The 16,409-nt window shown below is 45.1% G+C and carries 10 protein-coding genes and 7 pseudogenes; 16 read left to right on the top strand and 1 reads right to left on the bottom strand.

Features of this window, described 5'->3' with window-relative positions; all coding sequences use genetic code 11:
• Positions 1 to 6 precede the first annotated feature (6 nt).
• The 6 genes and pseudogenes from JCM21738_RS04775 to JCM21738_RS04755 all read left to right on the top strand — a co-directional run bounded on the left by JCM21738_RS04775 (position 7) and on the right by JCM21738_RS04755 (position 4,965).
• A complete protein-coding gene (locus JCM21738_RS04775) occupies positions 7 to 870 on the top strand; it encodes a 3-hydroxyacyl-CoA dehydrogenase (RefSeq protein ID WP_023614769.1) in 864 nt (287 codons plus the stop codon).
• Between the two features lie 12 nt (positions 871 to 882).
• The gene (gene pcaF / locus JCM21738_RS04770; protein ID WP_023614768.1) at positions 883 to 2,091 is read left to right on the top strand and encodes a 3-oxoadipyl-CoA thiolase; all 1,209 of its coding nucleotides are present in this window, start codon (positions 883 to 885) and stop codon (positions 2,089 to 2,091) included.
• Positions 2,092 to 2,867 (top strand): annotated as a pseudogene (locus JCM21738_RS04765) (enoyl-CoA hydratase-related protein).
• Between the two features lie 134 nt (positions 2,868 to 3,001).
• Positions 3,002 to 3,877, top strand: coding sequence for a phenylacetic acid degradation operon negative regulatory protein PaaX (gene paaX / locus JCM21738_RS04760; protein WP_023614766.1), 876 nt, complete (start codon positions 3,002 to 3,004; stop codon positions 3,875 to 3,877).
• A 199-nt stretch (positions 3,878 to 4,076) separates the two neighbouring features.
• Positions 4,077 to 4,231 (top strand): annotated as a pseudogene (locus tag JCM21738_RS23020) (P1 family peptidase); the annotation flags it as partial.
• Between the two features lie 59 nt (positions 4,232 to 4,290).
• Positions 4,291 to 4,965: an NAD(P)H-dependent oxidoreductase gene (locus tag JCM21738_RS04755; RefSeq protein ID WP_023614764.1), complete on the top strand. Its 675-nt coding sequence runs from the start codon at positions 4,291 to 4,293 to the stop codon at positions 4,963 to 4,965.
• A gap of 52 nt (positions 4,966 to 5,017) precedes the next feature.
• Here the strand turns inward: JCM21738_RS04755 and JCM21738_RS04750 are convergent.
• Positions 5,018 to 5,565: pseudogene (locus JCM21738_RS04750) on the bottom strand (gamma carbonic anhydrase family protein).
• A 46-nt stretch (positions 5,566 to 5,611) separates the two neighbouring features.
• Here JCM21738_RS04750 and JCM21738_RS04745 point away from each other — a divergent pair.
• The 10 genes and pseudogenes from JCM21738_RS04745 (at position 5,612) to hppD (ending at position 16,361) form a co-directional block, all read left to right on the top strand.
• The gene (locus JCM21738_RS04745) at positions 5,612 to 6,559 is read left to right on the top strand and encodes an NAD(P)H-dependent flavin oxidoreductase (protein ID WP_023614762.1); all 948 of its coding nucleotides are present in this window, start codon (positions 5,612 to 5,614) and stop codon (positions 6,557 to 6,559) included.
• 451 nt (positions 6,560 to 7,010) lie between these two features.
• Positions 7,011 to 8,009, top strand: a complete 999-nt coding sequence (locus JCM21738_RS04740; RefSeq protein ID WP_023614761.1) for an ABC transporter substrate-binding protein — start codon at positions 7,011 to 7,013, stop codon at positions 8,007 to 8,009.
• 18 nt (positions 8,010 to 8,027) lie between these two features.
• Positions 8,028 to 9,058, top strand: a pseudogene (locus tag JCM21738_RS04735) (ABC transporter permease).
• Positions 9,033 to 9,826: pseudogene (locus JCM21738_RS04730) on the top strand (ABC transporter ATP-binding protein). Before JCM21738_RS04735 ends, JCM21738_RS04730 begins: the two co-directional pseudogenes overlap by 26 nt.
• A gap of 255 nt (positions 9,827 to 10,081) precedes the next feature.
• Entirely contained in the window at positions 10,082 to 10,471 is a 390-nt protein-coding gene (locus tag JCM21738_RS04725) for a thioesterase family protein (RefSeq protein ID WP_023614758.1), read from the top strand.
• 57 nt (positions 10,472 to 10,528) lie between these two features.
• Complete coding sequence (locus tag JCM21738_RS04720) at positions 10,529 to 11,635, top strand: Leu/Phe/Val dehydrogenase (protein WP_023614757.1); 1,107 nt, start codon at positions 10,529 to 10,531, stop codon at positions 11,633 to 11,635.
• Positions 11,636 to 11,668: 33 nt separating this feature from the next.
• On the top strand, positions 11,669 to 12,736 hold the full coding sequence (gene pdhA, locus JCM21738_RS04715) for a pyruvate dehydrogenase (acetyl-transferring) E1 component subunit alpha (RefSeq protein WP_023614756.1): 1,068 nt from the start codon (positions 11,669 to 11,671) through the stop codon (positions 12,734 to 12,736).
• A pseudogene (locus JCM21738_RS04710) lies at positions 12,736 to 13,730 on the top strand (alpha-ketoacid dehydrogenase subunit beta). The gene pdhA and the pseudogene JCM21738_RS04710 overlap by 1 nt, the downstream one beginning before the upstream one ends.
• A gap of 11 nt (positions 13,731 to 13,741) precedes the next feature.
• Positions 13,742 to 15,117, top strand: a pseudogene (locus JCM21738_RS04705) (dihydrolipoamide acetyltransferase family protein).
• A gap of 128 nt (positions 15,118 to 15,245) precedes the next feature.
• Positions 15,246 to 16,361: a 4-hydroxyphenylpyruvate dioxygenase gene (gene hppD / locus JCM21738_RS04700; RefSeq protein ID WP_023614753.1), complete on the top strand. Its 1,116-nt coding sequence runs from the start codon at positions 15,246 to 15,248 to the stop codon at positions 16,359 to 16,361.
• Positions 16,362 to 16,409: the final 48 nt, after the last annotated feature.

Raw genomic sequence — 16,409 nt, 5'->3', positions numbered from 1 at the left:
TAAATAATGAAGAAACTCGTCGTAATCGGTTCAGGCGTCATGGGCAGAGGGATTGCCTACGTCGGCTGCCTGGGCGGTTTTGATACCGTTTTGATTGATGTTGATGAAAAACAACTGCAAAATGCCGAACAAGAAATCAACAGCATTTTTGAAAAAGGGATTGCGAGAGGCAAAATCATGCAAGAGGATGCAGAATCTGCGAAAGCAAGACTCAATTACTCAAATTTCCTTGCAGAGAATGTAAAGGATGCTGACCTTGTCATCGAAGCAGTTCCGGAAAAAATAGATATCAAGAAAACGATTTTTGAAGTGATTGACCAGCATGCACCAGAACATTGCCTGTTTGCGTCCAATACATCGACAATGAGTCCTACTGAAATCGCCTCTTTTACCAAGCGTCCTGAGAAGGTCATTGCCATGCACTTCTTCAATCCTGTCCACAAAATGCCGCTCGTTGAAATCATCCGCGGCCTGGAAACAAGCGATGAAACTGCTGAAGCAATCAAGGTGGCCGCAATCGAGATGGGCAAGGAAACCGTTATCGTCAACGAATTTCCGGGGTTTGTCACCAGCCGAATCAGTGCACTTGTTGGCAATGAGGCATTTTACATGCTGCAGGAAGGATTGGGATCGCCTGAAGATATCGACAAAGCCATCAAGCTTGGATTGAATTACCCAATGGGCCCGTTCGAATTGGGCGACCTTGTTGGGCTGGATACACGATTGAATAACTTGAAGTACCTGCATGAAAAGCTTGGTGAAAAATACCGCCCTGCACCATTGCTTGAACAATATGTAAAAGCAGGCCGCCTCGGCAGGAAGACTGGGCGCGGTGTGTACGATTACCGAGAGTCAGTTACCACTAAATAAAGGAGGATGACCATGAAAGAAGTTGTAATTGTCGATGCAGTCAGGACACCGATTGGTAGATATAATGGCAGCCTCCGCCAAATCCGCCCGGATGATCTGGGTGCCGTTGTCATCAAGGCATTGGTAGAACGCAATCCAGACATGCCTGCAGCTGAAATTGAAGAAGTAGTTATGGGTAATGCGAACCAGGCAGGTGAAGATAATCGAAACGTCGCAAGGATGTCAGGCCTGTTGGCTGGACTGCCGGTCGAGGTTGCCGGTACAACAATCAACCGTTTATGCGGCTCCGGTCTCGATGCCGTCAACTATGCGGCAAGAGCGATATTAGCAGGTGAAGGAGATATCTTTATCGCGGGAGGAACGGAAAGCATGACGAGGGCGCCATTTGTGATGGCTAAGCCCAATGCTGAATTCCCGCGCGGCAATATGGAAATGTTCGACACAACCATTGGCTGGCGTTTTGTGAACATCAAGCTGAAGGAAATGTACGGTACGGACAGCATGCCTGAAACAGCAGAGAACGTAGCGAAAAAGTATGGCATCTCCAGGGAAGCCCAGGACGAATTTGCTGCAGAAAGCCAGCTCCGCGCTCAAAAAGCGATGGAGGCTGGGCGCTTTGAAAATGAAATCGTTCCAGTTGTTTATGAAGATAAAAAGGGTAATAAGACAGTGATTGATTGTGACGAACATCCACGCCCAGGCACTACAGTCGAAAAGCTGGCAAAATTGAAGCCTTTGTTCAAGGATGGCACTGTTACAGCAGGGAATGCATCGGGTGTGAATGATGGTGCATCCGCACTGCTCCTGATGAGCCGTGAAAAAGCGGAGGAACTTGGGTTGAAACCGCTGGCGAAATATATTGTGTCGGCAACAGCGGGCCTGGAACCATCCATAATGGGCATGGGGCCTGTATATGCTGTTCAAAAGGCTCTGAAGCGTTCAAACCTCTCTGTTGATGATATGGACTTGATTGAATTGAATGAGGCGTTCGCAGCCCAATCATTAGGTTGCATCCAGGAGCTGGGACTGGATCAGGCGAAGGTGAATGTCAATGGTGGAGCGATCGCATTTGGACACCCGCTTGGGGCAAGCGGCGCGAGGATTTTGACAACCCTTTTATACGAAATGAAAAAGCGGGATTCCAAGTATGGACTTGCGACCATGTGTGTAGGTGTCGGGCAGGGAATCGCCACGATTATCGAGAATATAGGAGAGAGATAAATGAACAACATTAAATTCCAGAAAGAGCAGCACATCGCATATGTGACGATTGACCGTCCGGAGTCGCTGAACTGCTTCAATTTTGAAACACTTCAGGAGCTTGGGGCGCTTGTTGACAAGTTGCATACAGATTCAGACGTGAGAGTCGTCATTTTTACCGGAGCAGGAGAGAAAGCTTTCAGTGCAGGTGCGGATCTGAAAGAAAGGAAGCATCTTACTGAGGAAGAAGTTCGCCGCAATGTGAAAAAGATTCGCGATGTTTTCAGTGTAATTGCCGAATTGCCGCAGCCGACGATTGCTGCTGTAAACGGATTCGCGTTTGGCGGCGGGTTTGACTGATGCTTGCCTGTGACTTTAAAATTGCAGCAGACAGCGCATTAATGGGCATGACAGAGGTAAGCTGGGGCATCATTCCAGGTGCAGGCGGAACACAGCGTCTATCAAGGCTGGTTGGTGAAATGAAGGCGAAGGAATTGATTTTTACAGCAAGGAAGATTTCTGCCGAGAAGGCTTTTGAGCTTGGTATTCTAACAGCTGTTAAACCTAAAGAAGATGTCATGACTGCCTGCAAGGAGCTTGCCGAGGAAATCCTCCAAAATGCGCCGATTGCCGTAAGACAGGCTAAGTATGCCATCCAGCATGGCAGCAGCACAGACCTCCAGACAGGGCTGGCAATTGAATCCAAAGCTTATGAGGTTACCATTCCTACAAAAGATCGCGTAGAAGCGTTGAACGCATTCAGTGAAAAACGTAAGCCTGTATTTACCGCGCAATAAATATCCATAGGGAGAAATCCCTATGGTTTTTTTCGCTTTTTAAGAAAAAGTTTTTGCAAAATAATGATTATACTGTAAAATATTCTGTAACGGTTTTATTACGTACAACAAAAACGGATGAGGATGACATAAGCTTGAATACAAGATCAATGATTTTTACCTTATATGGTGACTATATCTCCCATTATGGAAGCAAGATTTGGATTGGCAGCCTGATTCGGCTGCTGAATGAGTTTGGCCACAATGACCAGTCGGTTAGAGCGGCAATTTCGCGCATGAACAAGCAGGGCTGGGTCCAGGCTGAGAAAATCGGGAATAAGAGCTATTATTCTCTCACGCCCCGCGGCCAGAAAAGGATTGATGAGGCAGGCAAGCGTATTTTTAAATTGAAACCCGAAGATTGGGACGGAAAGTGGAGAATCCTGATGTATACGATTCCCGAGGAAATCCGTAATGTTCGGGACGAGCTTCGCAAGGAACTGATCTGGAGCGGCTTCGGATCAATGTCGAACAGTTTCTGGATTTCAGCCAATAATCTCGAGGGACAGGTAAGGGACCTGATCGAGAAATATGAAATCGAAGAATATGTCGATTTCTTTGTTGCGGAATACAAAGGTCCTCATGAAAATCAGCGGCTCGTGGAGAAAAGCTGGAACCTTGGCGAGATTAACGCAAAATATCAGTATTTTATTAGTGAATACAGCCAGAAATACATCATTGATAAAAACAAGATTCAAAAGGGCAGCATGTCTGATGCAGAATGCTTCGTTGAGCGCACGAAATTAGTGCATGAATACAGGAAGTTCCTTTTCTTTGACCCAGGCCTTCCTGAAGAACTATTGCCTGAAAAATGGCTGGGAAGTCATGCAGCCGCATTATTCAGCGAATACTATAAAGAACTCGCAGAACCAGCATCCCGCTTCTTTGAATCCGTTTTTAAAGAAGGAAATGAAATCAGGCATAAAGACGTGGACTATAACGTAATGAATCATCCGTATATTTTAGAATAGTAATCAAGCCATCCTTGTTAGTCCTGGATGGCTTTCTTGCATAATCCTATGAGAGATAGGTGCTGGCCTAGTAGGAATTAGTGTTGGGCAACTTAATTTTATATGATGAGTCCTATGTTCGGACAGGTTTAATTCTAACAGAGGAAAAGCTGTCAAAAGAAGCGCGATGTTCAGACAGGTTTGACGCCTTGTCCACTCAAGGAGCCAGATTAGGGATGATCTCATCCGATAATGAACGAGCTCTTCACTGCAGCAGCAGAAGCAACCGAGGAAGCAATCCTGAATTCATTATCTCAGGCTGAAACGACTAAAGGGAGAAAAGGAAGAGTGGTTGAGGCGTATCCTTTTTTGTAGGCAATTTTAAAAGAAATATGATAAGTTTAAAAAAACAATACTTAGAAGGAGAGATACATATGCGAGACAAAGAGACTTTGAAGCAGGAGATTCTTGACGCTTTCCATTTTAGGCATGCGACCAAGGAATTTGATCCAAGCAAAAAGATTCCAGAGGAAGACTTCCGTTTTATTCTGGAGACGGGCCAGTTATCACCAAGTTCTTTTGGTTTTGAACCATGGCGCTTTCTTGTTGTCCAGAGCGAAGAGCTTCGCGAGAAAGTTAAGAATACCGCGTGGGGAGCATTTGGCAAGCTTCCCGAAGCAAGCCACTTTGTGATTATCCTTGCGAGGACAAAAGTTGATACTAAATATGACTCTGAATATTTGCTGGATCATTTTAGAAATAAGAAGAAAATGCCTGAGGAATTCATGGCGAATTACCTCAAGCGAATTGAGGAATTCCAGAAGTCTGATTTTAAACTGCTCGACGATGATCGCCGGCTATTTGATTGGGCCTGCAGGCAAACTTACATCGTCCTGGGCAATATGATGACGGCGGCAGCGCAAATTGGAATTGATTCATGTCCGATCGAGGGCTTCAATTTTGAAAAAATGAACAAACTTCTTGCGGATGAGGGATTGCTGGAAGATGGCCATTTCGGAATTTCCGTCATGTGTGCGTTCGGCTATCGTGTAAAAGAACCAAATCAAAAGACAAGAAGACCATTGGATGACATAGTTAAATGGGTATAATAGTGAAGCCCTAAATAAATCAAAGGGCCAGGCGACTGCCTGGCCCTTTGATTTAGGTGATATCTTTCAAAGTTTCCCGGTATTCCTTTCCCTTTTGAACATATGTATCGATCGATAATTGAATTAGATCCAAATCCTTCTCGCCGATTTCCCTTACGACTTTTCCAGGTGCTCCGACAACAAGAGATCGCGGAGGTATTTTTTTGCCCGCTGGAATCAAAGTATTGGCACCGATGATGCATTCTTCACCAATTTCTGCTCCATCAAGGATAGTCGAGCCCATGCCGATAATGCATCGTTTCTTGATGGTGCACCCATGAAGGATTGCATTGTGGCCGACCGTGACTTCATCTTCAATGACAAGCGGCGAGCTTCATACAAATGGCATGTGACGTTATCCTGGATGCTGCAGCAGTCGCCTATAGTGATTGTATCTTCATCCGCACGTAAAACTGCATTGAACCACACGCTGGAATTTTTGCCAATTTTGACGTCACCTATGATGTAGCTTCCAGGTGCCTGGAAAACTGTTTCATCAACGACCGGTTTTTTCTCTAAATAACTTAGAATCAATGAAAAATCCCCCTTTTCAATTGTCATAATTTTAGAACTAGTATAACATCAATTTAACGAAGGGGGAATTTTTGTGAATGGAATTACTTCTGTTCTGGGCATAAAATATCCAATCATCCAGGGTGGAATGGGGAACATCAGCAATGCTATTTTAACAGCGGCTGTATCCGAAGCAGGCGGTCTGGGCACAATAGGTGCCGGAACGATGCATGCTAAAGAAGTGGAGCAAATTATTCTTGAAACAAAATCCAGGACAACAAAGCCTTTTTCGGTGAATGTTGCCTTAAGTGTTTCGCCCAATGTGGTGGAAATATTGCGCATGGCAGTCAAACATAAGGTTCAAGTAGTAACATTATCAGCCGGTAATCCTGCGCCTTTCATCCCTAAGCTAAAAGAGGCTGGAATCAAGATTATTAATGTGGTAGCATCTGTAAAGCAAGCTAAAAAAGCCGAAGCTGCAGGTGCTGATATTTTAGTGGCAGAGGGATATGAAGCTGCCGGAATAAACTCAACCCTGGAAACGACAACATTGGCTCTGATTCCTCAGATTGTCGCCCGGGTAAACATACCGGTTGTTGCGGCAGGCGGAATTGGGGACGGTAAGGGTCTAGCAGCCATGCTGGCATTAGGTGCAAGCGGGGTGCAGATGGGAACGAGGTTCATCGCTACAAAGGAAGCTCCGTTCCATCAAAACTATAAGCAAAAGCTTTTGCAGGCAAACGACCATGAAACAGTTATAGTCGGCAGGTCTGTCGGGAGAATCCGCAGGCTGCTGAATACTTCTTATGCAGGCAAACTGCTGGAAGCGGAAAAGCAGGGGATTAGTGCAGAAGAGTTCGCCGAACTGACGACTGAAGATCTACATAAAAAAGGGGCGCTGGAAGGAAGCGAAGAAAACGGATTTATGAATGGAGGCCAGGTGTCTGGACTGGTTTCTGATATCCCGACTGTCCAGGAATTACTGGATCGAATGGTAAAAGAAGCGAAGGATCGGCTGAGACTTGCTGAACTCTTCTTATGAATTTTACGAAGCATGCTTCAAATCGGAGCATGCTTTTTTATATTATTGTTTTTTAAATCGGTTTCAATTTCAGGGGATTTTAAAAGAAAAAAACAATAGAAGATTATAAAGACAGAGTTTTACTCGTGCTTTCGTGCATAAAAGCGAAAAAGTTTTATTATTTTTAAAAAACATCTTGATAGTTTTCTAAAGTGATGGTTTAATAATTAGAAATCATAACTTACTAAATTTTCCGAATTTTATTGACTTTAATTTAAGGCTGGTGTTAATATAACGTTATATTTACGGTGTCTATAGTGAATATCATACTTTTTGGAATCGCTTTCAAAAATTCAGAATCTTTATACCCAACATGAGAGTGGAAAGGTTTAAATTGTTGCGTTCCGGCTGCTTGCAAATTTAATCTACATAGTTTTAATGCCGGTTTATAAATAAACAAGGGGGATTTTTTATGAAAAAATCAGTAAAAGTTATTTCTCTTGTCCTGGCCAGTGCATTGCTATTGGCAGGATGCGGAGGAAAAGAAGCATCAAATGGTTCAGCTGACAAAAAGCAGTACAAGATTGGCTTGACCCAGTTTGCGGAGCATCCATCTCTTGATGCCGCAACTGAAGGCTTCAAGAAAGCTCTCGAGGACAAAGGCTTCAAAGAGGGTGACAATATAAAATTTGATTTCCAGAACGCGCAGGCTGATATGAATAATACGGCAAGTATTGCGAACAATTTTGTCGGTGACAAGGTCGACCTGATCTTTGCTAACGCCACACCAAGTGCTGTTGCGGCACTTAATGCAACAAAAGACATCCCGATCATCTTTACTTCGGTGACAGACCCTGTAGGTGCGGGACTTGTTGAGGCATTCGATAAGCCTGGCGACAATATCACTGGTACGACCGACAACCATCCGGATGCTACCAAAAAGACCATTGACTTTATGACGAACGAAATTGGTGCCAAGAAGATAGGCGTAATCTACAACGCTGGTGAACAGAACTCGGAAGTCCAGTTGAAGGAAGTCAAGAAGCTTGCGGAGGCGAATGGTGCGAAGGTTGTTGAAGCTTCAATCTCGACATCTGCAGAAGTTAAGCAAGCGGCAGAGTCACTTGTCGGACGTGTTGATGCTATTTATGTACCAACTGACAACACAGTAGTTTCTGCTCTTGAATCAGTTATTTCAGTAGCGAATGGCAAAAAGATTCCATTATTTGTTGGCGAGCTTGATTCGATGAAACGCGGTGCTGTCGCAGCAAGTGGATTTAACTACTATGACATTGGTTATCAGTCAGGCTTGATGGCTGCTGATATTTTATCAGGCAACAAGAAAGCTTCTGAAATCCCTGTTGAACTTCCAAAATCATTAGCACTGACAATCAATAAAAAAGCCGCTGAAGAACAGGGCGTCGAAGTGAAGGAAGAGTGGGGAGAAAACGCAGAGTTTTACGAAGAATAAAAGAAAGGATGATTCACCTTGTTTACTTCAATATTTGGAGCGTTTGAGTCTGGCATTATCTATGCGATCATGGCTCTGGGCGTATACTTATCCTTTCGGGTACTTGATTTTCCTGATTTGACGGTTGACGGCAGCTTCGTGACTGGGGCTGCGGTTGCCGCGATAATGATTGTAAATGGCGCGAATCCATTCGCTGCTACAATTGTTGCGCTAGTTGCCGGATTTATTGCCGGCTGTTTAACAGGGATTATCCATACAGTCGGGAAGGTAAACGCACTTCTGTCAGGGATCCTGATGATGATTGCTTTATACTCTATTAATCTCAGAATCATGGGCAAATCGAATGTTCCCCTTTTGAACACAGATACTGCCATGACATCGGTGCGGGAATTCTTCGATAAGACGGGAATCGATGGGTTCTTCAATGCCATTTTAACGGCAATCGGACTTGGAGACAGCCTGCCACGCACATGGGGAATCCTGCTGTTCATGATCGTTGTGACCTTTGCGATAAAATTCCTTGCAGATGCATTCCTGAAGACAGAAATCGGATTGGCGATCCGGGCTACTGGGGATAACAAGCGGATGATTCGCAGCTTTTCCTCCAATACGAATCTCATGATCATTCTCGGATTAGCCTTTCGAATGCAATGGTAGCTTTTTCAGGAGCATTGATTGCACAGCAGGGCGGCTTCGCAGACGTAGGTATGGGAATCGGGATGATTATCATCGGTCTTGCTTCGGTCATTATCGGTGAAGCACTGTTTGGGACAAAATCGATTGCAAGAACAACACTTGCGGTCATTGGCGGAGCGATCATCTATCGAATCGTTGTCACCCTGGCACTGAGGGTAGAATTCCTTGAACCGGGCGACATGAAGTTGATCACAGCGATTATCGTAATCCTGGCACTGATAGCTCCAAAAATGATCGAAAGCTACAAAGAGAAAAAACGGAAGGTAAAAAGACAGCTTGAAAACATGCAGATGGTAGCTGTTCCTTCTGAGGGAAAGGGTGAGGCTGGTGCTGCACTTAAATCAGATTCATAGAGTCTTCAATGAGGGCACTTCAGATGAAAAAATCGCCCTGGATAATATTAATCTCACACTGGATAAGGGTGACTTTGTCACAGTGATTGGCAGTAACGGTGCCGGAAAGTCAACGTTAATGAACATTATTTCCGGCGTATTGCTTCCGGACCATGGGCAGGTGGAGCTGGCCGGTAGGGATGTAACCTACATGACTGAATACAACCGCTCCAAAATGATTGGTCGTGTCTTCCAGGATCCAATGGCTGGCACAGCACCGAGTATGACAATTGAAGAAAACCTTGCGATTGCTTATTCAAGGAACAAGCGTCGCTCCCTTCGTATAGGCGTCACGAAGAAACGCCGTGAGCTTTTCCAGGAGGTGCTTGAGGCACTGAACCTCGGTCTTGAAAATCGACTGAATGCGAAGGTTGGACTGTTATCAGGAGGAGAACGTCAGGCATTATCACTGCTGATGGCGACATTCACGGAACCATCGATCCTATTATTGGATGAGCATACCGCGGCACTCGATCCTGCACGTGCCGAGTTGATTACCAATTAACTAGGGAAATCGTCGACAAATACCATCTTACTACGCTGATGGTAACGCACAACATGCAGCAGGCGCTTGACCTCGGCAACAGGCTGATCATGATGGACAATGGCCAGATCATCCTGGAAGTAAATGAAGAACAAAAAGCAAAGCTGACAATCGAAGACTTGCTCAACGAATTCCAGCGAATCCGCGGAACAAAAATGGCAAGCGACCGGGCTTTATTAAGCTAAACAAAAAACAACCAGCAGAAGTAGCTGGTTGTTTTGTTGTAGAAAGAAAGAGATTTATCATTGTGAGAACGGAAATATAAATTGTTTTGTATAGAAAGAGAAAATAGGTTCCTGGATGAGTTAATTATTATATCAAAATTATTTTTAAGAAAATACCAAAATTTCTTACAATTTATTGACCATTTATTTAACGAAATGTTATGATAACGTTAAATAAACGTTATACATATTTGTAACTTGGAAAGGTGGGATATGATGCTAGATGGTTTGATTGCTGGGCGAACGGCCTCTATCGGTTTCATTGTTACACCAGATATGTTTGCCCGCTTTGAGGGAAAAGTCGTCCATCCAGTATACTCCACTGTATCGATGGTGTATCACATGGAGTGGGTATCGAGGCAAATTATCGTTCCCTTCTTAGAGGATCATGAAGAAGGGATGGGCGGCGCGGCAACAGTTAAACACATAGCTCCATGTACCGAAGGGGCCGAGGTTACCGTAACTGCAACTGTCACAGGCCTTCGAGCCAATACCATTCTTACTAATGTAAGAGCTGAAAGCAATGGTCGCCTTATAGGAGTGGGAGAAGTAAAGCAAGTGGTCCTTCCTAAAGAAAAGATAACTGAATTACTCACAGGCAGCTAAAAATTGCGCAAAATGTAAGCGCTAACATGGTTTAACGGAATAAAGGAGGAAAGAATAATGGATATGTTTGAACAAATTCGTGAGCACGAGCAGGTAGTATTTTGTAATGATGAAGCAACTGGATTAAAGGCGATAATTGCGATTCATAGTACACGGTTAGGGCCAGCATTGGGCGGTTGCCGTATGTATCCTTATAAATCAGTGGACGATGCACTTGAAGATGTACTGCGGCTTTCAAAAGGCATGACGTATAAATGCGCTGCGGCTGATGTGGATTTCGGTGGAGGAAAGGCAGTTATCATTGGTGATCCTACAACAGATAAGAGTCCTGAACTGTTCAGGGCATTCGGCCAATTTGTTGAGTCGATCCAGGGGCGATTCTATACAGGAACAGACATGGGGACAGATCCAGAAGACTTTGTCCATGCATTAAAAGAAACGAATTGCATCGTTGGTGTAGATGAAGTATATGGCGGAAGCGGTGATTCTTCAGTACCAACCGCTCAGGGTGTCATCTTTGGATTGCAGGCAACAAGTAAAGCGGTTTGGGATACGGATGATTTGTTCGGAAAATCTTATGCGATCCAGGGACTAGGCAAGGTTGGCTACAAGGTAGCAGAGTATCTTCTCGAAAATGGTGCAGACCTGTATGTAACTGATATCAATCAAAAAGCAATCGACCAGATTGTCATGAAAGCTGAGGAAATGGGAGCGGGAATCAAGGTCGTAAAAAGCGACGAAATTTATTCCCAGCCCGCGGACATTTTCATCCCATGTGCAATGGGCGGCATCATTAACGATGACACAATTCCACAACTCCAGGTAAAAGCAGTCGTTGGTTCTGCGAACAATCAGCTCAAGGAAGAACGTCACGGTCACGTCCTTCAGGAAAAGGGAATCCTTTATGCACCTGATTACATCGTCAATGCTGGAGGGTTGATCCAGGTGGCAGATGAGCTGTACTCACCAAACAAGGAACGTGTCTTGAAGAAGACGAAGGCTATCTATAATTCTCTTTTGAATATTTATAAGCAGGCAGAGCGTGAAGGAATCACCACTGTTGAAGCTGCGAATGAATTTTGTGAAAAACGGATTGAAGCCAGAACAAGACGCAATAGCTTCTTTTCTCATATGAAGCGTCCAAAATGGTCAGTGAGAATGTAATGGAATCATAGACTTTTAATAAAGGGTGAGCCGATGGAAAAGCATTTTCCGATTTTTCAAGTGATGGACCAAAACGGAAACATTGTTTCCGAAGAACATAAGGATTTAGTGACCGCAGAGCGAGTGAAGAAGTTTTATTCGGAAATGGTGAGAATCCGGACACTGGACAGGAAGTCTATCAGTCTTCAGCGCCAGGGTCGGATCGGGACGTACGCGCCATTTGAAGGGCAGGAAGCTTCCCAGGTTGGAACCGCTCTAGCGCTGCAAAGTGATGATTGGATGTTCCCGACATACCGAGATCACGGCGCTGCCATGGTGTTTGGCCACTCTCTGAGAAATATTTTGCTGTTCTGGAATGGGCGAAATGAAGGCTGTGTTCCGCCGGATGGGAAAAAGATCTTCCCGCCAGCCATCCCGATTGCAACCCAGATTCCACACGCAGCGGGTGCAGCTTTTGCTGAAAAACAAAAAGGAACAAAGAATGCGGCTATTTGCTATTTCGGTGATGGAGCGACTTCGGAAGGCGATTTCCATGAAGGATTGAACTTTGCAAGTGTCTTCAAATCTCCGGTCGTATATTTTTGCCAGAATAATCAATATGCAATTTCAGTCCCAATCAGCAAACAGATGAATTCTGCAACCATTGCTCAAAAAGCGCTTGCTTATGATATTCCGGGTGTAAGGATTGACGGCAACGATATCTTTGCCGTTTTTGCTGAAACGGAAAAAGCACTTGAGCGAGCCCGCAATGGCGAAGGTCCCACATTGATTGAAGCGTTGACGTGGCGGTATGGATCACATACAACTGCTGATGATGCTTCAAAATATCGTGACCAGGGTGAAAGTGCGCTCAAGCGAATGGAAACAGACCCTTTGCTAAGGCTGGAACGCTGGCTGAAAAACGAAGGGCTTTATGATGAAGCATGGATGAAGGAAATAGAAGAGCAAGCAGCTGCTGAAGTTGATGGTGCTGTACAGGAAATGGAAAAGTTCCCTAAAGCTGACCCGGCAGTGATCTTTGATTATGTTTTCGAAAAGCCTACATGGACAATTGAGAAGCAAAAGCGGGAATACCTTGAGCTGATTGGATGTGAGGCGTGATGAATACGGCGATACAGACAAAGACATTGACGCTTGTCCAGGCGATTACCGATGGCCTTGATACGATGCTCGGTGAAAGCAAGGAAGTCATCCTCCTTGGTGAGGATATCGGAAAAAATGGCGGGGTTTTTCGGGCAACTGATGGCCTTCAGGAAAAGTATGGAGAGGATCGCGTCATTGACACCCCTTTAAGTGAAGCAGGTTTTGTAGGGGCAGCGATCGGTATGGCAGTTAATGGATTCCGGCCTGTTGTGGAAATTCAGTTCCTTGGCTTTATTTATCCTGCCTATGAACAAATCATGACCCATGCTTCGAGACTCCGGATGAGGACTCTTGGCCATTTTACTGTACCGATGGTGATTCGGGCTCCTTATGGGGCCGGTGTCCGCGCACCTGAGATTCATTGTGACAGCACGGAATCACTTTTTACCCATATGCCGGGAATGAAGGTAGTCTGTCCTTCGAATGCCTATGACGCAAAAGGCTGATGATTGCTGCAATTGAAGATCCAGATCCTGTCCTCTTCTTAGAGCCAATGAGAAGTTATCGTTCCTCACGCGTTGAGGTTCCGGAAGGGAAGTATACAGTTGAAATAGGAAAAGGAAATAAATTGACTGAAGGCGATGATGTGACGGTTATTGCCTGGGGCGCGATGGTTCCGGTAGCGATGAAGGCTGCTGAAGATATGAAACAAAAGGGTGTCCAGTGTGAGGTCCTTGATTTAAGGACACTTTATCCGATTGACAAAGAACTTGTCATAGAGTCAGTCCAGAATACCGGACGAACGGTGATTGTCCATGAAGCACATGCAACGGGAGGCACTGGCAGTGATTTGATTTCACTGATCAATGATGAGGCATTCCTTTATCAAAAGGCTCCGGCCGAAAGAGTTACAGGCTATGATACGCCTGTGCCGTACTTTGGGTTTGAAGATCATTATCTGCCGACCCCGAAAAGAGTCGCAGCTGCAATCGAAAAAGTAATGAAGTTTTAGGAGGCGTGCCGATGGTTGAAGTAAAGCTCCACGACATTGGGGAAGGCATGACCGAAGCGGACATCAATTGTTACCTGGTGAAACCAGGGGATTTCGTCAAGGCTGATGATCCATTGGTTGAAGTCCAGACAGACAAGATGACCGCGGAGATTCCCGCTCCCTGTTCAGGTGTAATTAAAGAACTATTGTTAACCTCGGGGCAAACGGTAAAGGTAGGGACTACCCTGCTGATCATGGAGGATCGTTCCGGTGGAGTTCAAACTAGCGAGTCCCAGATGGCCGCTGATGCTGTAAAAACAGAATCCGAACCTGCAGAAGCTGCAGTAGCTGTATTGGACAGACCCGCTGAATTCAAGGTGCCTATAGGTGTAAGCGCGCGACTTGGCAGATCCTGGCATCTCCCTATACGCGGAAAGTTGCCAGGGAAAACGGCGTAAACATTATGGAAGTCAAGGGAACTGGACCAGCAGGCCGGATTATCGAAGAAGACATAATGGCTTTTGTTAAATTAAGAGATTTTGGGGTTGCGAGCAATTCGGAAGCAGGTTTCGAACAGCATGTTCCGAGAGTTTCGCAAGCAGGTTCCGAACAAGAGGTTCCGAATGTTTCACAACCTGCTTCCGAACCGAGGGCTCCGAAAGTTTCAGAAGTGGGTTCTGAAGGAAGGGCTCCGACCGAGAAAACGCTCAGCAATCCGGATATAATGCCATTCCGCGGCCGCCGCAAGCAGATTGCGAAAAAGATGGTCCAATCCATGTATACGATCCCTCACTGCACCCACTTTGAGGAAATAGATGTTAGCGAATTGATCGCTTTACGAGAAGAAATCAAGGGTTCCGGAAGCTCTATATCTGCGACGGCCTTTTTCATTAAAGTTCTATCCATTGCTTTAAAGGAATTTCCGGTCTTTAATGCGAAGCTCGATGAAGAAAATGAAAGCATCCAGTTGTTGCGCAAACATCATATCGGAATTGCCGTGGACACTCCAGAAGGCTTAATTGTCCCGGTTATCAGGAATGTTGAGCAGAAGAACCTTAAGCAAATTCATGATGAGATGAAGCGTCTGACAAAGCTTGCCCTGGATGACAAGCTTACAGTTAAGGATATCTCGGGCGGTACATTTACTATCAGCAATGTCGGTCCTCTGGGCGGCAGCATTGGCGCTACACCAATCATCCAGCATCCGCAGACAGCGCTTGTTTCCTTCCATAAAACAAAGAAACGGCCTGTTGTGACGGATCAAGATGAAATTGCCATCCGGTCAATCATGAATCTTTCAATGGCGTTTGACCACAGAGTTGCAGACGGTGCAACGGCTGTTGCTTTTACAAACCGTTTCGCACAGTTGATCGAGAATCCGAAAATGATGCTGTTGGAATTGATGTAACTTGTATTTAGGGTTCATACTGTACCACGCAAAAGCATTATAGCTTTACATCGCGCTCTTGAGAGGGCAGTGATAATTACTATAAAATAATTTTAAATATTATAAATATTCTTTCAGGAGGTTTTACAATGCAAGAGAAAGTTATGGTATCGGGGCAAAGCACTGAGGATTTTTTCCCGGTTCAGGATGTTGACTATTTAGAGCTTTATGTAGGAAATGCCAAGCAAGCGTCTCACTTTTTCCAGACTGCTTTTGGCTTTAAGGTAGTAGCATATTCAGGTCTTGAAACTGGCAATCGCGAAACGGCATCCTATGTGCTTCAGCAGCGCAAGATCCGACTTGTTGTGACTGGCACATACAACGATTCATCTCGTGTAGCACAGTTTGTCAAGACTCATGGCGATGGTGTCAAGGATATCGCGCTGGCAGTCGATGATGTCGAGAAGGCATACGTGGGAGCGGTTAAGCGAGGCGCAATCGAAATCCAGCCGCCGCATGAGGTTTCTGATCAGCAAGGTACTTTAAAGAAGGCCGTCATCGGTACATATGGAGATACAATCCATACACTGGTTGAAAGAAAAAATTATAAAGGCCTTTTCATGCCGGGATTTGTTGAGCACGAAACGACTGTTCCTGTGAATGACGCAGGTTTCATTGGCATCGACCATGTTGTCGGCAATGTTGAGAGAATGGAAGAATGGGTTAACTATTATGCGAATGTCATGGGCTTCAAGGAAATGAAGCACTTCACTGATAAGGATATCGTGACTGAGTATTCAGCATTGATGTCCAAAGTAATGCACAATGGCGGCCGAATCAAGTTCCCGATCAACGAGCCGGCAGAAGGAAAACGCAAATCACAGATCCAGGAATACCTTGAATTCTACAACGGACCAGGCGTCCAGCACCTTGCGATTTTGACAGAGGATATTGTCAGCACAGTAGCACAACTCCGTGAGAATGGAGTGGAATTCCTGAGCACACCTGATTCATACTATGAAATGCTTTCAGAGCGTGTTGGCGAAATTGACGAAGAGATTGATAAGTTAAAAGAACTTAGCATTCTAGTAGACCGTGATGATGAAGGCTATTTGCTGCAAATCTTCACGAAGCCAATCGTAGACCGTCCTACGCTTTTCATTGAAATCATCCAGCGTAAGGGCGCAAGGGGTTTCGGTGAAGGAAACTTCAAGGCTCTATTCGAATCAATCGAGCGTGAACAGGAAAGACGCGGCAACCTTTAATAGCCGGGACAGAAGGGGGCGATTCGCTCCCTTTTCGTTATAAACGGC

Origin of the sequence: Mesobacillus boroniphilus JCM 21738 (assembly GCF_000517385.1) — a bacterium.
Taxonomy (GTDB): domain Bacteria; phylum Bacillota; class Bacilli; order Bacillales; family Cytobacillaceae; genus Mesobacillus; species Mesobacillus boroniphilus.
Note: the sequence above shows the minus strand (reverse complement) of the source record. Positions and strands in the feature narration are given on the sequence as shown.

Bases quoted from the DNA above. Each gene is read 5' to 3' on its own strand.
- JCM21738_RS04775 (WP_023614769.1), top strand. From the start codon at position 7: ATGAAGAAACTCGTCGTAATCGGTTCAGGCGTCATGGGCAGAGGGATT.
- pcaF (WP_023614768.1), top strand. From the start codon at position 883: ATGAAAGAAGTTGTAATTGTCGATGCAGTCAGGACACCGATTGGTAGA.
- JCM21738_RS04755 (WP_023614764.1), top strand. From the start codon at position 4,291: ATGCGAGACAAAGAGACTTTGAAGCAGGAGATTCTTGACGCTTTCCAT.
- JCM21738_RS04740 (WP_023614761.1), top strand. From the start codon at position 7,011: ATGAAAAAATCAGTAAAAGTTATTTCTCTTGTCCTGGCCAGTGCATTG.
- JCM21738_RS04725 (WP_023614758.1), top strand. From the start codon at position 10,082: ATGCTAGATGGTTTGATTGCTGGGCGAACGGCCTCTATCGGTTTCATT.
- JCM21738_RS04720 (WP_023614757.1), top strand. From the start codon at position 10,529: ATGGATATGTTTGAACAAATTCGTGAGCACGAGCAGGTAGTATTTTGT.
- pdhA (WP_023614756.1), top strand. From the start codon at position 11,669: ATGGAAAAGCATTTTCCGATTTTTCAAGTGATGGACCAAAACGGAAAC.
- hppD (WP_023614753.1), top strand. From the start codon at position 15,246: ATGCAAGAGAAAGTTATGGTATCGGGGCAAAGCACTGAGGATTTTTTC.